Origin of the sequence: Streptomyces hoynatensis (assembly GCF_003626535.1) — a bacterium.
Taxonomy (GTDB): domain Bacteria; phylum Actinomycetota; class Actinomycetes; order Streptomycetales; family Streptomycetaceae; genus Streptomyces; species Streptomyces hoynatensis.
On record NZ_RBAL01000009.1, the window covers coordinates 15,540 to 30,057 of the forward strand.

10 protein-coding genes are annotated in these 14,518 nt (G+C 73.8%); 3 read left to right on the plus strand and 7 right to left on the minus strand.

Annotated features, from left to right (window positions below; all coding sequences use genetic code 11):
* Positions 1-195: 195 nt before the first annotated feature.
* Positions 196-864, minus strand: coding sequence for a lytic polysaccharide monooxygenase auxiliary activity family 9 protein (locus D7294_RS16675; protein ID WP_120680461.1), 669 nt, complete (start codon positions 862-864; stop codon positions 196-198).
* Between the two features lie 283 nt (positions 865-1,147).
* Between D7294_RS16675 and D7294_RS16680 the strand changes: the two genes are divergently transcribed.
* The 3 genes from D7294_RS16680 to D7294_RS16690 all read left to right on the plus strand — a co-directional run bounded on the left by D7294_RS16680 (position 1,148) and on the right by D7294_RS16690 (position 4,038).
* Positions 1,148-2,155 (plus strand): glycoside hydrolase family 6 protein, encoded by a 1,008-nt coding sequence (locus tag D7294_RS16680; protein ID WP_241562420.1) that lies wholly within the window; start codon positions 1,148-1,150, stop codon positions 2,153-2,155.
* 165 nt (positions 2,156-2,320) lie between these two features.
* Complete coding sequence (locus tag D7294_RS16685) at positions 2,321-3,004, plus strand: TetR/AcrR family transcriptional regulator (protein WP_120680466.1); 684 nt, start codon at positions 2,321-2,323, stop codon at positions 3,002-3,004.
* Positions 3,001-4,038: an alcohol dehydrogenase catalytic domain-containing protein gene (locus D7294_RS16690; RefSeq protein WP_120680468.1), complete on the plus strand. Its 1,038-nt coding sequence runs from the start codon at positions 3,001-3,003 to the stop codon at positions 4,036-4,038. The genes D7294_RS16685 and D7294_RS16690 overlap by 4 nt, the downstream gene beginning before the upstream one ends.
* Before the next feature lie 144 nt (positions 4,039-4,182).
* Here D7294_RS16690 and serA read toward each other — a convergent pair whose 3' ends face one another.
* From serA to D7294_RS16720, 6 genes are all read right to left on the minus strand, one after another.
* Positions 4,183-5,772 (minus strand): phosphoglycerate dehydrogenase, encoded by a 1,590-nt coding sequence (gene serA / locus D7294_RS16695; protein WP_120680470.1) that lies wholly within the window; start codon positions 5,770-5,772, stop codon positions 4,183-4,185.
* A gap of 234 nt (positions 5,773-6,006) precedes the next feature.
* Positions 6,007-7,005 carry a ketol-acid reductoisomerase gene (gene ilvC / locus D7294_RS16700; protein WP_120680472.1) on the minus strand — a complete coding sequence of 333 codons (999 nt, stop codon included), beginning with the start codon at positions 7,003-7,005 and terminating at the stop codon, positions 6,007-6,009.
* Positions 7,006-7,238: 233 nt separating this feature from the next.
* Positions 7,239-7,763: an acetolactate synthase small subunit gene (gene ilvN / locus D7294_RS16705; RefSeq protein ID WP_120680474.1), complete on the minus strand. Its 525-nt coding sequence runs from the start codon at positions 7,761-7,763 to the stop codon at positions 7,239-7,241.
* A 91-nt stretch (positions 7,764-7,854) separates the two neighbouring features.
* Positions 7,855-9,702: an acetolactate synthase large subunit gene (locus tag D7294_RS16710; protein ID WP_120680476.1), complete on the minus strand. Its 1,848-nt coding sequence runs from the start codon at positions 9,700-9,702 to the stop codon at positions 7,855-7,857.
* Positions 9,703-10,128: 426 nt separating this feature from the next.
* The gene (locus tag D7294_RS16715) at positions 10,129-13,050 is read right to left on the minus strand and encodes a putative bifunctional diguanylate cyclase/phosphodiesterase (RefSeq protein WP_422070711.1); all 2,922 of its coding nucleotides are present in this window, start codon (positions 13,048-13,050) and stop codon (positions 10,129-10,131) included.
* Positions 13,051-13,537: 487 nt separating this feature from the next.
* Positions 13,538-14,500 (minus strand): 2-hydroxyacid dehydrogenase, encoded by a 963-nt coding sequence (locus D7294_RS16720; protein WP_120680480.1) that lies wholly within the window; start codon positions 14,498-14,500, stop codon positions 13,538-13,540.
* Positions 14,501-14,518 lie beyond the last annotated feature (18 nt).

Below are 14,518 nucleotides of genomic sequence, written 5' to 3' on the forward strand. Positions count from 1 at the left end.
GCGGCCGGGGCGGCGCGGCCGGGTCCCGCCGGACGCGTCGGCATCCGGCGGGACCCGGTGAGCGCCCGGGACGGACCGGCGGGGTGACGGCCCCTCAGGTGGCGCGAGGGGCAACCGCCGCGTCACGGCCCGGCCGCCGGGAACGCGATCGGCCGGCGGCGGCCGGCCGGCGGCCGAGCCCGGATCCGCCGGTGATCAGACGAAGTTCACGTCGGCGCACAGGTAGTACGACTGGTCCATGTGCGAGGCCTGCCAGATGGTGAAGATGACGTGGCGCCCGCTCAGGCCCGAGGTGCTGACGGGAATCATGTAGTGGTTGCTAGGCGCGTAGCTGCCGGTGACCTCAAGCAGCTGCAGGTCGTCCCAGCCGATGGCCTGGGTGGCGGGGTCGAAGCCCTGCTTGGTGACGTAGACCCGCATGAAGTCGGCGCCGTGGCTCGCCTGGTCGTACAGGTCCATGGTGAAGCTGGAGGACACGTCCGTCATGTGCCAGGGGCCGACCGCGTCCAGCGAGTTGTACCGGCCGCTCTCGGCGTGGCCGCCGCTGCACAGCTGCCCGTCGGGGATGGCCGACTCGAACTGCCCGGCGACGCCGTTGCGGTAGAGGCCGTTCCAGTTCCACATGGCGTTCGGGTTGTCCTGCCACGCCTGCCAGCACATCGGGTCCTCGTCCGCCATGGCGGGGTTCTGGAAGTCGTCGCCCCAGCGCTCCCAGCAGCCGTAGTTGCGGGAGGCGGGGTCGACGAGGGACCCGTGGGCCGAGGCGTTGTCCGCCATGGGGATGAGACACAGGAGCGCCGCGGACAGCAGCGCGAGCGCGCGCAGCGTCCAGCGGGGCAGGTGGACCAGTTCCTGAAGATGCATCGTTGCGTTCTCCGTCTTCCGGCTGTGGGGTTCCGGTTCTGGGAGCGCTCCCAAATTCACGTGCCCACTACCCGGCGACACACGGCCGAAACATGCGTTCGGTCAACGGACGGGTTCTGGGAGGCCGTTCGCTCCGCCGTCCGGATTCCCGCCCGTCGCGGAAGCCGTCTTCCGCACCGTCACGACGGTTTACCAACGCCGCCGGAGCCGCTATGTTCTTCTCCCTATGGGAGCGCTCCCATGTCCCCCCACGTCCGCATCGTCCCGAAGGGAACGATCCATCGTGCGCATCCCACGAGCCGCAGACACCACCGCGCGGCGGCGACGCGCCCTCGCCGCCACCGCGGCCGCCCTGGGCGGGCTGCTGAGCCTGGGCGCCTTCGCCCCGGCGCAGGGCACCCCCGCGCAGAGCGGCCCCGCGCCCGCCGGCCTGCCGGAGGGAACCGTCTTCCACAACTACCCGGGCCTGGTCCAGGAATGGGTCGCCGAGAATCCGGACGACCCCAGGCAGCCGCTGATAGCCGACAGGATCGCCGCCCAGCCGCAGGCGACCTGGTTCTCCAACTACGAGCCCGAGACCGTCACCGAGGACGTCGGCGCGGTCACCTCGGCCGCCGCGGCCGCGGGCGAGGTGCCGGTCCTCGTCTCCTACATGATCCCCAACCGCGACTGCGGGGGCGCCTCGGCGGGCGGCGCCCCCGACTTCGCGAGCTACCTGGAGTGGGCGGAGGGCTTCGCGGCCGGCCTCGGCAGCGGCCCCGCCGTGGTGATCCTGGAGCCGGACGCCCTGGCCCTGACCACCTGCCTCGACGATGCGGGACGCGCCGAGCGCTTCGGCGCGCTCGCCCAGGCCGCCGACGCGATGCACGCGGCCGACCCCGAGGCGAGGGTCTACTTCGACGCGGGCCACTCGGCCTGGCACTCCCCCGGCGACATGGCGCAGATCCTCCGGGAGGCCGGGGTGCTGGAGAGCGGGGACGGCATCTACACCAACGTCTCCAACTACAACACCACCGCGGACGAGACCGCCTTCGCCCAGGCGGTGCTCGCGGCGCTCGGCGACGCGGACCTGGGCGCGGTGGTCGACACCAGCCGCAACGGCAACGGCCCCGCGGGCGGCGAGTGGTGCGACCCGCCGGGCCGGCTGGTGGGCCAGAACCCGACCGCGGACACCGGGAACGCCGCCATCGACGCCTACCTGTGGGTCAAGCGGCCAGGGGAGCTCGACGGCTGCGACGGACCGGCCGGTTCGTTCTCGCCCGACAAGGCGTACGAGCTGGCAGGCGGCTGACGCGCGCCGCGCGCCGCCCTGCCCGGACCGGTGCCGTCCCCGCCTTCCCAGGACGGCACCGGTTTCCGACCACGACAGAACGCGACACGAGGTGACATTTCGCCATGGAAAGGTCTCTTCGCGTCATAAGTCCCATTGAGACACGAAAGACGTAGGCTGGGGTTCGTGACCACTGATCTACCGGCCGGACCTCCGGCCCTTGACCGGCGCCGCCGCAGGGCGCGCCGGACCCGCGAGTCGCTGGCGAGCGCGGCCTTCGAACTGGTCCTGGACGAGGGGCTGCGGGCGGTGACCGTCGAGCGGATCGCCGAACGCGCCGACGTGGCCAGGCGTACGTTCAGCCGCCACTTCACCAGCAAGGAGAGCGCCGTGCTCGACGTGCTCCGGGCGGACGGCGAACGGATCAACGAGTTGCTGCGGGCGCGCCCGCCCCAGGAGCCCCCGCTGGCCGCCTACCGCGCCGCGGCCCTGGCCTGGCTGTCCGACGAGGCCGAGCCCGCCTGGCACCGCAGGCCGCGGGTGGTGGAGCTGCTGCGCCTGACCCGCCGCGAGCCCGCGCTCCTCGCGGCCCTGCGCCGGATCAGGTCGGAGGCCCAGGACGAGGCGGTCCGGGTGGTCGCGGCACGGCTGGGCGTGGACCCGGCCCGCGACCCGCGCCCCGCGGTGCTGGTGAACGCCGCCGCCGGGGCGCTCGCCGCGGCCCAGGAGCTGTGGGTGGCGGGCGGTGCCCGGGCGGACCTGCCCACGCTCGTCGAACGCGCCTTCGCGGCGCTGACCGGCGAGGGTGGCCAGCCCCGCCCGCTGCCGCGGCAGCGCGAGGCGACCCCCCGCGACGGCCGGGCGCCGTGAGGGCGGTGCAGTACCGGGAGATCGGGGCGGCGCCCGAGGTGGTGACCGTGCCCGACCCCGAACCCGGGCCGGGGCAGGTGCTGCTGCGGGTGACCGCGGCGGCGGCCTGCCCCGCCGACATCGCCCTGATGAGCTGGCCCGCCGAGAGCTTCCCCCACCCGCTGCCGCTGACCCTCGGCCACGAGGTCACCGGCACCGTGGCCGCGCTGGGCGCGGGCGTGGACGCCCTCGCCGAGGGGGAGGCGGTGGCCCTGTACGCGCCGCAGGGCTGCGGGCGCTGCGGCCCGTGCGCGCGGGGCGCGGAGAACCTCTGCCGCAGGGCGGCCGGGCTCGGCCGCTACCCGCCCGGGCTCGGCGCCCCCGGCGGGATGGCCGAGTTGCTGCTGGTGGACGACGCGCGGTTCCTGCTGCCGCTCGACGGGCTCGACCCGGTGGCGGCGGCCCCGCTGACCCACGCCGGCCTGGGCGCGTACCACGCGGTGAAGCGCTCCCTGCCGAGGCTGGTTGCGGGCGGCACCGCGGTGGTGATCGGCGCGCGGGGGGAGGGCGGGATCGCGATCCGGCTGCTGCGCGCCCTGAGCCCGAGCCGGGTGATCGCGCTGGAGACCGCGCCGGAGACGCTGGAGGCGGCGCGCGCCGCGGGCGCCCACGAGGCGCTTCCCGCGGACGCGCGGGCGGCGGACCTGGTCAGGGAGCTGACCGGCCAGGAGGGCGCGGCGGCCGTCTTCGACTTCGCCGGCACCCCGCACACGGTGGGCACCGCGGGGGCCGTGGCGGCGGTGGGCGGGGAGGTGGCGATCCTCGGCCCCGGTGGCGGGGCCCTGGCGGTGGGCGCGGGCACCACGGCTTTCGAGGTGTCGGTCTCCGCGCCGCACTGGGGCTCGCGGGGCGAGCTGGCCGAGGTGCTCGCGCTGGCGCGCGGCGGAGGTCTCGACGTGCCGGTGGAGACCTACCCCCTCCGGGAGGCGCCCCTCGCCCTCGAACGGCTGCACGCCGGGAAGCCGGCCGGGCGGCCGGTGTTCCTGCCGGGCTGAGCCAAGGCCGGGGGCCGGGCACGGGGCCTGGGCCTCGGGCCTGAAAGGGCGCCGCCCCGCCTCCCTGGGGCGGCGGGGCGGTGCGCGAGAGGGCCGGAACGGCCCGCGGCGGCCGGCGAGGCGGGCCCGGGGCCTGGCGGGGGCTCAGTCGGTGAGGTCGACGCTCCTGGCCGAGGTGGCGCCGATCTCCGCGGCGACCTCGGAGAGGACCGTGGCGGGGATGGTGCCGTCCACCGTGAGGGCGATCAGCGCCTCGCCGCCCTCCTCGGCGCGGGCGACCTGCATGCCCGCGATGTTGATGCCGGCCTCGCCGAGGATGCGGCCGAGGGTGCCGACGACCCCGGGCCGGTCGGTGTAGCGCAGGAAGGCCATGTGGTCCGAGGCGGCCAGGTCGACGGTGTGCTGGTTGATCCCGACGATCTTCTGCTGGAACTTGGGCCCGGCCAGGGTGCCGGCGACCGAGATCACCTCGCCGCTGGTGAGGGTGCCGCGGACCGTGATGAGGTTGCGGTGGTCCGGCGACTCGGAGCTGGTGGTCAGCCGGACCTCGATGCCGCGCTCCTGGGCGAACAGCGGCGCGTTCACGTAGGACACGGTCTCCGCCACCACGTCCTCGAAGACGCCCTTGACCGCGGAGAGTTCGAGCACCTTGACGTCGTGCTGGGTGATCTCGCCGCAGACCTCGACGTCGAGCCGCTGGGCGACCTCGCCGGCCAGCGCCGTGAAGATCCGGCCCAGCTTCTCGGCCAGCGGCAGGCCGGGGCGCACGTCCTCGGCGATGACGCCGCCCTGGACGTTGACCGCGTCGGGCACCAGCTCGCCCGCGAGCGCGAGGCGGACCGACTTGGCCACCGAGATGCCGGCCTTCTCCTGGGCCTCGCCGGTGGAGGCGCCCAGGTGCGGGGTGACCACGACGTTGTCGAACTCGAAGAGCGGGGAGTCGGTGCACGGCTCGCTCGCGAAGACGTCGAGCCCGGCGCCGGCGACCCGGCCCTCCTTCAGGGCGCTGAGCAGCGCCGTCTCGTCCACGATGCCGCCGCGGGCCGCGTTGACGATGCGGACGGTCGGCTTGACCTTGTGCAGCGCCTCGTCGCCGATGAGGCCCAGCGTCTCGGGCGTCTTGGGGAGGTGGACGGTGATGAAGTCGGAGACCGCGAGCAGTTCGTCGAGGGTGAGCAGCTTGACGCCCATCTGCGCGGCGCGGGCGGGCTGCACGTAGGGGTCGTAGGCCACGATCTGCATGCCGAAGGCGGCCATCCGCTGCGCGACCAGCACGCCGATGCGGCCGAGGCCGACCACGCCGAGGGTCTTCTCGGAGAGCTCGACGCCGGTGTACTTGCTGCGCTTCCACTCGCCGTTCTTCAGCGCGGCGTTGGCCTGCGGGATGTGCCGCGCGGTGGAGACGATCAGCCCACAGGCCAGCTCGGCGGCGGTCACGATGTTGGAGGTGGGCGCGTTGACCACCATGACCCCGGCCTTGGTGGCGGCGGCCACGTCGACGTTGTCGAGGCCGACGCCGGCGCGGGCCACGACCTTCAGGCGCCGGGCGGCCGCGATGGCCTCGGCGTCCACCTTCGTGGCGCTGCGGATCAGCACCGCATCCACGTCGGCGAGGGAGCTCAGCAGGTCGGCGCGGTCGGCGCCGTCGCAGTGCCGGATCTCGAAGTCGGGCCCGAGGGCGTCGACGGTGGCGGGGGAAAGCTCTTCAGCGATGAGTACGACGGGCTTGCTCACGGAGTCTCACTGATCCTTTGCGGGAGGCCGCGTCCCGACGGCCGAGGCGGTGGAGAGGTAGGCAGCCACGCGGAGACGCACGACGCTGTGAGCCTGTGACGCGCTTCGTGCAGTGCAGTGTATCGGCGTGGCGGGGGTCGGGCAGTCCCCTGCGCACCCCCGCCGCCTCGTGCTTCCGCGGGCCTGGGCACCGCGGGGACCCTCGCCCCGCGGTGCCCGCTGTGCGCGCTGGGGTCAGGCTTCCTCGTCCACCCAGCTCATGAGCTTGCGCAGCTCCTTGCCCGTGGTCTCGATCAGGTGGTCGCCGTCGGCCTTCTTGTACTCGTTGTAACGCGGCAGGCCGGCGTTGTACTCGGCCATCCACGCCTTGGCGAAGCTGCCGTCCTGGATCTCGGCGAGGATGCGCTTCATCTCGGCCTTGGTCTGGTCGGTGATGATCCGCGGGCCGGAGACGTAGTCGCCCCACTCGGCGGTCTCGGAGACCGACCAGCGCATCTTCTCCAGGCCGCCCTCGTAGATGAGGTCGACGATCAGCTTCAGCTCGTGGAGGCACTCGAAGTAGGCGATCTCCGGCTGGTACCCGGCCTCGACCAGGGTCTCGAAGCCCGCCTTGACCAGCGCCGAGGTGCCGCCGCAGAGCACCGCCTGCTCGCCGAAGAGGTCGGTCTCGGTCTCCTCGGTGAAGGTGGTCTTGATGACCCCGGCCCTGGTGCCGCCGATGGCCTTGGCGTAGGAGAGCGCGAGGGCGAAGGCGTTGCCCGTGGCGTCCTGCTCGACGGCCGCGATACACGGAACGCCGCGGCCCTCCTCGTACTGGCGGCGCACGAGGTGGCCGGGGCCCTTGGGGGCGACCATGCAGACGTCCACGCCGGCCGGGGGCTCGATCAGGCCGAACCTGATGTTGAAGCCGTGGCCGAAGAAGAGCGCGTCGCCCTCCTTGAGGTTGCCGCGGACGGACTCCTCGTAGACCTTCCCCTGGATCGGGTCGGGGACCAGGATCATGATCACGTCGGCCTCGGCGGCGGCCTCCGCGGGGGTGGTGACGCGCAGGCCCTGCTCCTCGGCCTTCACCCGGGAGGTGGAGCCCTCGTGCAGGCCGACCCGGACGTCGACGCCCGAATCCCGCAGGGACAGCGCGTGGGCGTGCCCCTGGCTGCCGTAACCGAGGACCGCGACCTTGCGGCCCTGGATGATGGACAGATCGGCGTCGTCGTCGTAGAACAGCTCGGCCACTTTGGGTCTTCTCCTTGTTGGTTTATCGCGGTTGTCTGTCGCGGATATCCACCGCGTTCACCGCCGCGGGCCCCCGGCGATTTCCGCGGGCGTGTTTCCCGGAACTCTCCCGTGGTCCAAGGGAGAGCCTCCCGGGTTTTGCCGCAGTCTTCCCGAGGTTCCCGGCAGGTGCGAAGGTCCGCCGCGTGGACCAACCGTATGACGTAGCGGGGGGACGCGGCGGCCGGGTCTCGCTATGCGGTCCGGTCCAGGGCACGAAGCGACCGGTCGGTGATCGACCTGGCACCACGGCCGATCGCGATCGCCCCGGACTGCACGAGTTCCTTGATCCCGAACGGCTCCAGCATGCGCAGCATGGCCTCCAGCTTGTCGCTGCTGCCGGTGGCCTCGATCGTCACGGCCTCGGGTGCCACGTCCACCGTCTTGGCGCGGAAGAGCTGGACGATCTCCACGATCTGGGACCTGGTCTCGTTGTCGGCGCGCACCTTCACCAGGACGAGTTCGCGGTGCACGGCGGAGCCCGGCTCCAGCTCGACGATCTTCAGCACGTTGACGAGCTTGTTGAGCTGCTTGGTGACCTGCTCCAGGGGCAGCGCCTCGACGCTCACCACGATGGTGATGCGGGAGACCTCGGGGTGCTCGGTGGTGCCGACGGCGAGCGAGTCGATGTTGAAACCGCGCCGGGAGAAGAGCGAGGTGATCCGGGACAGGACACCGGGCTTGTTCTCCACCAGGACGGAGAGCGTGTGTTTGGACATGTCGGTTGGTTACCTCGGGCGGGACGGGCCGCGGGTCGGTCTGCGGCGGTGGTCGGCGGCTGCTCGGGGCCGGGGGCCGGGGGCGCGGTGGTCAGTCGGCGTCGCCGAAGTCGGGGCGCACCCCGCGGGCCGCCATCACCTCGTCGTTGGAGGTGCCCGCGGCGACCATCGGCCAGACCATGGCGTCCTCGTGGACGATGAAGTCCACGACGACGGGCCGGTCGTTGATGGCGTTGGCCTTCTCGATCACGGCGTCGAGCTGGGCCGGGTCCTCGCAGCGCAGGCCGACGCAGCCCATGGCCTCGGACAGCTTGACGAAGTCGGGGATGCGGGTGCCGGCGCTGCTCGGGGTGCCGTCGTGCAGCCGGGTGTTGGAGTACCGCTGGTTGTAGAAGAGGGTCTGCCACTGCCTGACCATGCCGAGGGCGCCGTTGTTGATGATGGCGACCTTGATCGGGATGTTGTTCAGGGCGGCGGTGGCCAGCTCCTGGTTGGTCATCTGGAAGCAGCCGTCGCCGTCGATGGCCCAGACGGGGGTGTCGGGGCGGCCGGCCTTGGCGCCGAGCGCGGCGGGCACCGCGTAGCCCATGGTGCCCAGGCCGCCAGAGTTCAGCCAGGTGCCCGGGTGCTCGAAGCGCAGGAAGTGCGCGGCCCACATCTGGTGCTGGCCGACGCCCGCGGTGAAGACCGTGCCGGACGGGGCGAGCGCGCCGATGCGCTCGATGACCTGCTGCGGGGAGAGCGTGCCGTCCTCCGGCAGGTCGTAGCCGAGCGGGTAGGTCTCGCGCCAGCGGTTCACCTGCTCCCACCAGCTCGCGTAGCGGGCGGCGGCGTCCGCGCCGCGCGGGGCGTCCGCGGAGCGCAGCGCGGTGACCAGGTCGGCCATCACGTCCTTGACGTCCCCGACGATCGGCACGTCTGCCACGCGGTTCTTGCCGATCTCGGCCGGGTCGATGTCGGCGTGCACGATCTTGGCGTGCGGCGCGAAGGAGTCGATCCGGCCGGTGACGCGGTCGTCGAAGCGGGCCCCGAGGGCGACGATCAGGTCGGCCTTCTGCAGGGCGGTGACGGCCGCCACGGTGCCGTGCATGCCGGGCATGCCCAGGTGCTGGGGGTGGCTGTCGGGGAAGGCGCCCAGGGCCATCAGCGTGGTGGTGACCGGGGCGCCGGTCAGCTCGGCCAGCTCGCGCAGCTCCGCGGCGGCCCCCGCCTTGACGACCCCGCCGCCGACGTACAGCACCGGGCGCCTGGCCTGGGCGATCAGCCGCGCGGCCTCGCGGATCTGCTTGGCGTGCGGGCGGCTGACGGGGCGGTAGCCGGGCAGGTCGGTGACCGGCGGCCAGGAGAAGGTCGTGGTGCCCTGGAGGGCGTCCTTGGCGATGTCGACCAGGACCGGTCCCGGGCGCCCCGTGGAGGCGATGTGGAAGGCCTCGGCGATCGTGCGCGGGATCTCGTCGGGGTCGGTGACCAGGAAGTTGTGCTTGGTGACCGGCAGGGTGATGCCGCAGATGTCCGCTTCCTGGAACGCGTCGGTGCCGATGGTCTTGCTGGCGACCTGCCCGGTGATGGCGACGATGGGGACCGAGTCCATGTGCGCGTCGGCGAGCGGGGTGACCAGGTTGGTGGCGCCGGGCCCCGAGGTGGCCATGCAGACGCCGACCCGGCCGGTGGCCTGGGCGTAGCCGGTGGCCGCGTGGCCCGCGCCCTGCTCGTGGCGGACGAGGATGTGACGGACCGCGGTGGAGTCCATCATCGGGTCGTACGCGGGGAGGATCGCGCCGCCGGGGATGCCGAAGACGGTGTCCGCGCCGACCGCTTCGAGCGAGCGGATGAGGGACTGGGCGCCTGTCACGTTCTCGATGGTGGCGGTGGGCTGCGGTGCTGCGCCTCGGGGGGCACGCGGCTGCGGCTTGGGTGCCCCGGCGGCCTGTTCGGTCATCGGCGATCTCTTCTCGGGGTGGTGAGCGGGTGACGCTGGTTTCGGGTGCTGCCTGCCTGAAGGCGGGCGGCAGGTGCTGATGCAACAAAAAACCCCTCGTGCCTGAGGCATGCGAGGGGGAGCGCGTCGCTGGGGGTCACGGGGGTATTCCCGGATCAGCCGACGCGCCGTCCAAGTACGAGAATTCGAGTGCGCATGGCTCAGACATTGCTCTTCTCTCCCGCCGCGTGTCAAGCGAGCGTGAATGAGATCTCACTATGCGGGCCTAGTAGGAAAACCGACTATCTCGGCGCCGCGACCAGCGGGTACGGCCCGCCTCCCGGCCCGCCCCCGGGGCGGGAGGCGGGCGGAAGAACGCGGAGGAACGCGGAGGAACGGGGAGGGACGGGGGCGCGGCGACGGCCGGGCGATCGGGCATGGGGTCCCTCAGGTGGGTGAGTCGGCGGGGGCGGGGGCACTCTTGCCGTCGCGGCGCGCGGCGGGCGGCTCGGGGGCGGCGGGCGGCTCCGGCGCGGCCGGCGGCGGGCCCTGGGCCATGCGGACGCGGCCCTCGTCGAGCAGCCGCCGCAGCCTGCCCGCCTCCAGCGGCTCGCTGATGGCCAGGCCCTGCCCGCAGTGGCAGCCCATGGCGCGCAGGGCCGCGGCCTGCTCGGGGTGGTCCACGTCGTCGGCCAGGGAGTCGACCCCGAGGTCGGCCGCCATCCGCAGCAGCCCGGCCGCGATCTTGTGGAGGGGCGGCGATTCGAGCAGGCCGTCCACGAGCTCGCCGTCCAGCCGGACCAGGTCCACCGGCAGCCGGTGCAGGGCGGCGGCCGCCGTCCTGCCGCTGCCGAAGCCGCCGAGGGCGATGCCGACGCCGAGGCGGCTGAGGTCGGTCAGCCTGCGGCGCAGCTCCTGCGAGGCCAGCACGGACTCGGCCTCGGGCAGCTCGATCATCAGCGTCCTGGCGGGCAGGCCGTGCCGCAGCAGCAGGGCCTCGACGCCGTGTGCGCCACGGCCGTGGTCGGCCAGCCAGGAGTCGGCGACCCGGACGCTGACCGGCACGTCGTACCCCCGGCGCAGGCGGCGGCCCGCCTCGGCGACGGCCAGTTCGAGCAGCCAGCCGGTGACCTCGCCGGCCCGGCCGCCGGGCCCGGCGGGACCCGGCGGGCCGGGCGCCCTGGGGCCGGCGCGCAGCAGGTCGAGGGGGACCGCCGGCGGCCGGTGCCCGGAACGCAGCCTCGCCTGGGCCGAGACCGCGGTGACCCGGCCGTCGGCCAGGTCCACGATCGGCTGGTGCAGCAGCGTGAACTCGCCCGCGTGCAGGGCGCGCCGCAGCCCCTCGGCGGGGCCGGGGCGCCGGGCGGGTCCTGGCTGCAGGTGCGGGGCGTACAGCTCGACCCTGGCCTTGCCCGCGTGCTTGGCGCGGTACATCGCGAGGTCGGCCTTGCGCATCAGCTCGGCCGGGGTGGCGCCCGGCTCGGCGAAGGCGATCCCGATGCTGGCGGCGACCCGCAGCTCCCGGTCCTCGACCACGTAGGGCCTGGAGAGGGCGGCGCGCACCCGCTCGGCGATCTCCAGAATCCGGTACTCGCGCGAGCCCGCGGCGGCCCCCGCCTCGCCGACGATGAGGGCCGCGAACTCGTCGCCGCCCAGCCTGGCGGCGGTGTCCCCGGCGCGGACCGACTCCCGCAGCCGCCTGGCGGCCTGGATCAGCAGCTCGTCGCCCGCCTGGTGGCCGACCGAGTCGTTGACCGCCTTGAAGCCGTCGAGGTCGATGAAGAGCACCGCGGTCTCCGGGTCGCCGCCGCGCCCGCCGCCGAGGGCCAGGCGCACCCGCTCGGTGAACAGGGCGCGGTTGGGCAGGTCCGTCAGGGCGTCGTGGGAGGCGTTGTGCTGCAGCTGCGCCTGGAGCCTGACCCGCTCGGTGACGTCCCGGCTGTTGAAGATCAGGCCGCCCTCGTGGTGGTTGACGCTCGACTCGACGTTGAGCCAGCGGCCGTCGCCGTGCCTGACGCGGCACTCGATCCGGGTGGCGGGCTCGCGCGCGGGCGGCACGGACAGGAAGCGGCGCAGCTCGTGCAGGACGCGGCCGAGGTCGTCCGGGTGGATCAGGGCGGAGAGCTCGCTGCCCATCAGCTGCTCGGCCTGCCTGCCGTAGACCCCGGTGGCCGCCGGGCTGACGTAGCGCAGGACGCCGTCGGGGGCGGCGATCATGATGACGTCGCTCGACCCCTGCACCAGGGAGCGGAAGTAGTTCTCCTTTTCGGCGAGTTCCCTGGCGAGCGAGACGTTGTCCCTGAGGGTCAGGCCCTGGCGCAGGAGGAGGGCGAGGACCACGGCGCAGGCGGTGCAGACGACGACGCCGTCCACCTCGTGTCCGCTGAGTATCGTCACGAGGATGCTCAGCACGCAGACGGCGGCGGCCAGGTACGGGGTGAGGGCGGCGAAGGAGCCGGCCAGCGGGCGGACGGGCTCGGCGCCGGGGCGTTCGGCCCGGACGGGGCCGAGGGCGCTCAGCGGGCAGCGGTCGGCCAGCCAGGGGGCGGAGGCGAGCAGCAGCGAGGCGGCGAACCAGCCCGCGTCGAGTAACTGCCCCGAGGTGTACCGCTCCCGCAGCAGGGGCGAGGTGAACAGGGCGTCGCACAGCACGGTCAGGGCGAGCGCGCCGATCGCCGTGTTCACCGCCTTGCGCTGCCTGGGCCCCGTGCGCCGGAAGTGCAGCACCAGCACCATGCTGACCAGCGCGATGTCGAGCAGGGGGTAGGCGAGCGCGAGGGCGGCGCGCGGCACGGAGACGTCCTGCAGCCGGGCCGTGTGCGCCAGGGCCACGCTCCAGGAGAGGGTCATCAGCGAGCCGCCGATCAGCCAGACGTCCAGGCCGAGGCAGACCCAGCCCGAGGCGGTGACCGGCCGCTTGGCCAGCATCAGCAGGCCGACGATGGCCAGCGGCGCGAAGAGCAGGAAGCAGAGGTCCGCCCAGGAGGAGGGCGGCACCGGCTGGTGGAGCACGACCTCGTACCAGCCCCAGACCGCGTTGCCCAGGCCGATCATCATCGAGGAGAGCCCGAACAGGACCCAGGCCGGGCGCAGGTCCCCGGCGTGGCCGCGCGCGTACCACAGGCAGGAGCCGGCGGCCAGCAGGCCGGCGGCGCTGAGCCCGAAGTCGCCCATGACGCGGGCCGCGCCTGGCGAGCCCCAGCCGAGCACGGCCCCCGCCGCGTAGCCGGCGCAGACCGCGGCCACGGCGAGCTGCGGGGCGGGACCGGGCGGCGGGACCGGCGCCGGCGCCTCCGCCTGGTCCGCGGGGTCCCTGAGGCCCGCCGGGGCGGCGGGTTCCGCGGGTGCCGGAGGGCCCGCGCGTTTCACGGGCTCCGAAGGTGCCGCGGGTTCCGCGGGTCTCACGGGTTCCGCGGGGGCGGGGTGGGGGCCGGGGGCCGCCGGCTCCTGCGGGGCCGGGCGGGACGCGGGCCGGCTCGCGCGCCTGACGAGGCCGGCGCGCTTTTCCGGGCCCGCGCGGTGGGTGTCGGGGTGCCGGTTCGACCGTGGCAGCTGCATTCGCCTGTCGCCCCCCTCTCGTGCCGGACTCGGCTCGTCCTGGACGGACGATACACCAGACTCGTCACTCAGCGACATAGACAAGTCACCATGCGTAGCATCACCGAGGGGCAAACTTATCCCAGGCTCCCTCGCCTCCCACGCGTTGCCCACCGTCGGCCCCCGTCGGCCCCCGTCGTGCCCCGCCTTCGGCCCAAGGCCCCGGGCCTCACCCCCGGGCCGGTCCCGGCCGGGGGTGCGCCCCGCCCGTGCACCCGTTCCTTCCCGGGGAGGGCCCCGGGGTTGCCGAGGGCCGCTCCTACGCGGTGCTCGCGGACGTGGTCTCGTCCGCCGTCGCCACGACGTGTTCCATCGGCTGCCCCGCGGCAAACCTGCCGAGCTGACCGCGCAGCAGCCGGACCGCCCGGGGCTTGAACGCCGTCGAGGGCCCGCCCACGTGCGGGGTGATCAGCACCCCCGGCGCCCGCCACAGCGAGTGGCCCGCCGGCAGCGGCTCCGGGTCGGTCACGTCGAGGGCGGCCCGCAGCCGGCCCGAGGCGGTCTCGGCGAGCAGCGCGGCGGTGTCCACGACGGCCCCCCGCGCGACGTTCACCAGCAGCGCGCCGTCGGGCAGCCGGGCGAGGAAGGCGGCGTCCACCAGTCCGCGGGTGGCGTCCGTGAGCGGGGTCGCCACGATCACCACGTCGGCCCCTGGCAGCAGCGCGGGCAGGTCGGCCACCCCGTGCACCGGGCCGCGCGGGGCCGTGCGCGGCCTGCTCGCGACCCGGGTCACCGAGGCGACCTCGAAGGGCAGCAGCCGGTCCTCGATGGCGGCGCCTATCCCGCCGTAGCCGAGGATCAGCACCCTGAGATCGGCCAGCGAGGTGCGGAAGGCGGGCGCCCAGCGGCCCTCGTCCTGGGCGCGCACCGCGCCGGGGATGTCCCGCAGCGCGGCCAGCGCGAGGGTGAGGGCCAGTTCGGCGGTGCTGGTGTTGTGCAAGCCGCCCGCGTTGCACAGTTGCGCCCCTTTGGGGAGGAGGGGAATGCCGGGCAGCATGTGGTCGATGCCGGCGGTCAGGGTCTGGACGACGCGCACCGACGTCATCTCGCGCAGCGGGCGCAGGCTGACCTCCTGGCCGCGCATGTACGGCACGACGTAGAGGGCGCAGCGCGCCGGGTCGGCGGGGAACTCCCCGTCCCCGTCCCAGTAGAGACAGTTCAGCGAGGGGGGCAGGGGGGCGAGGTCTTCGAGCGGGAGCGGCAGCCATACGTCGGTACTCATGGCGTCAGGCTATGCGTT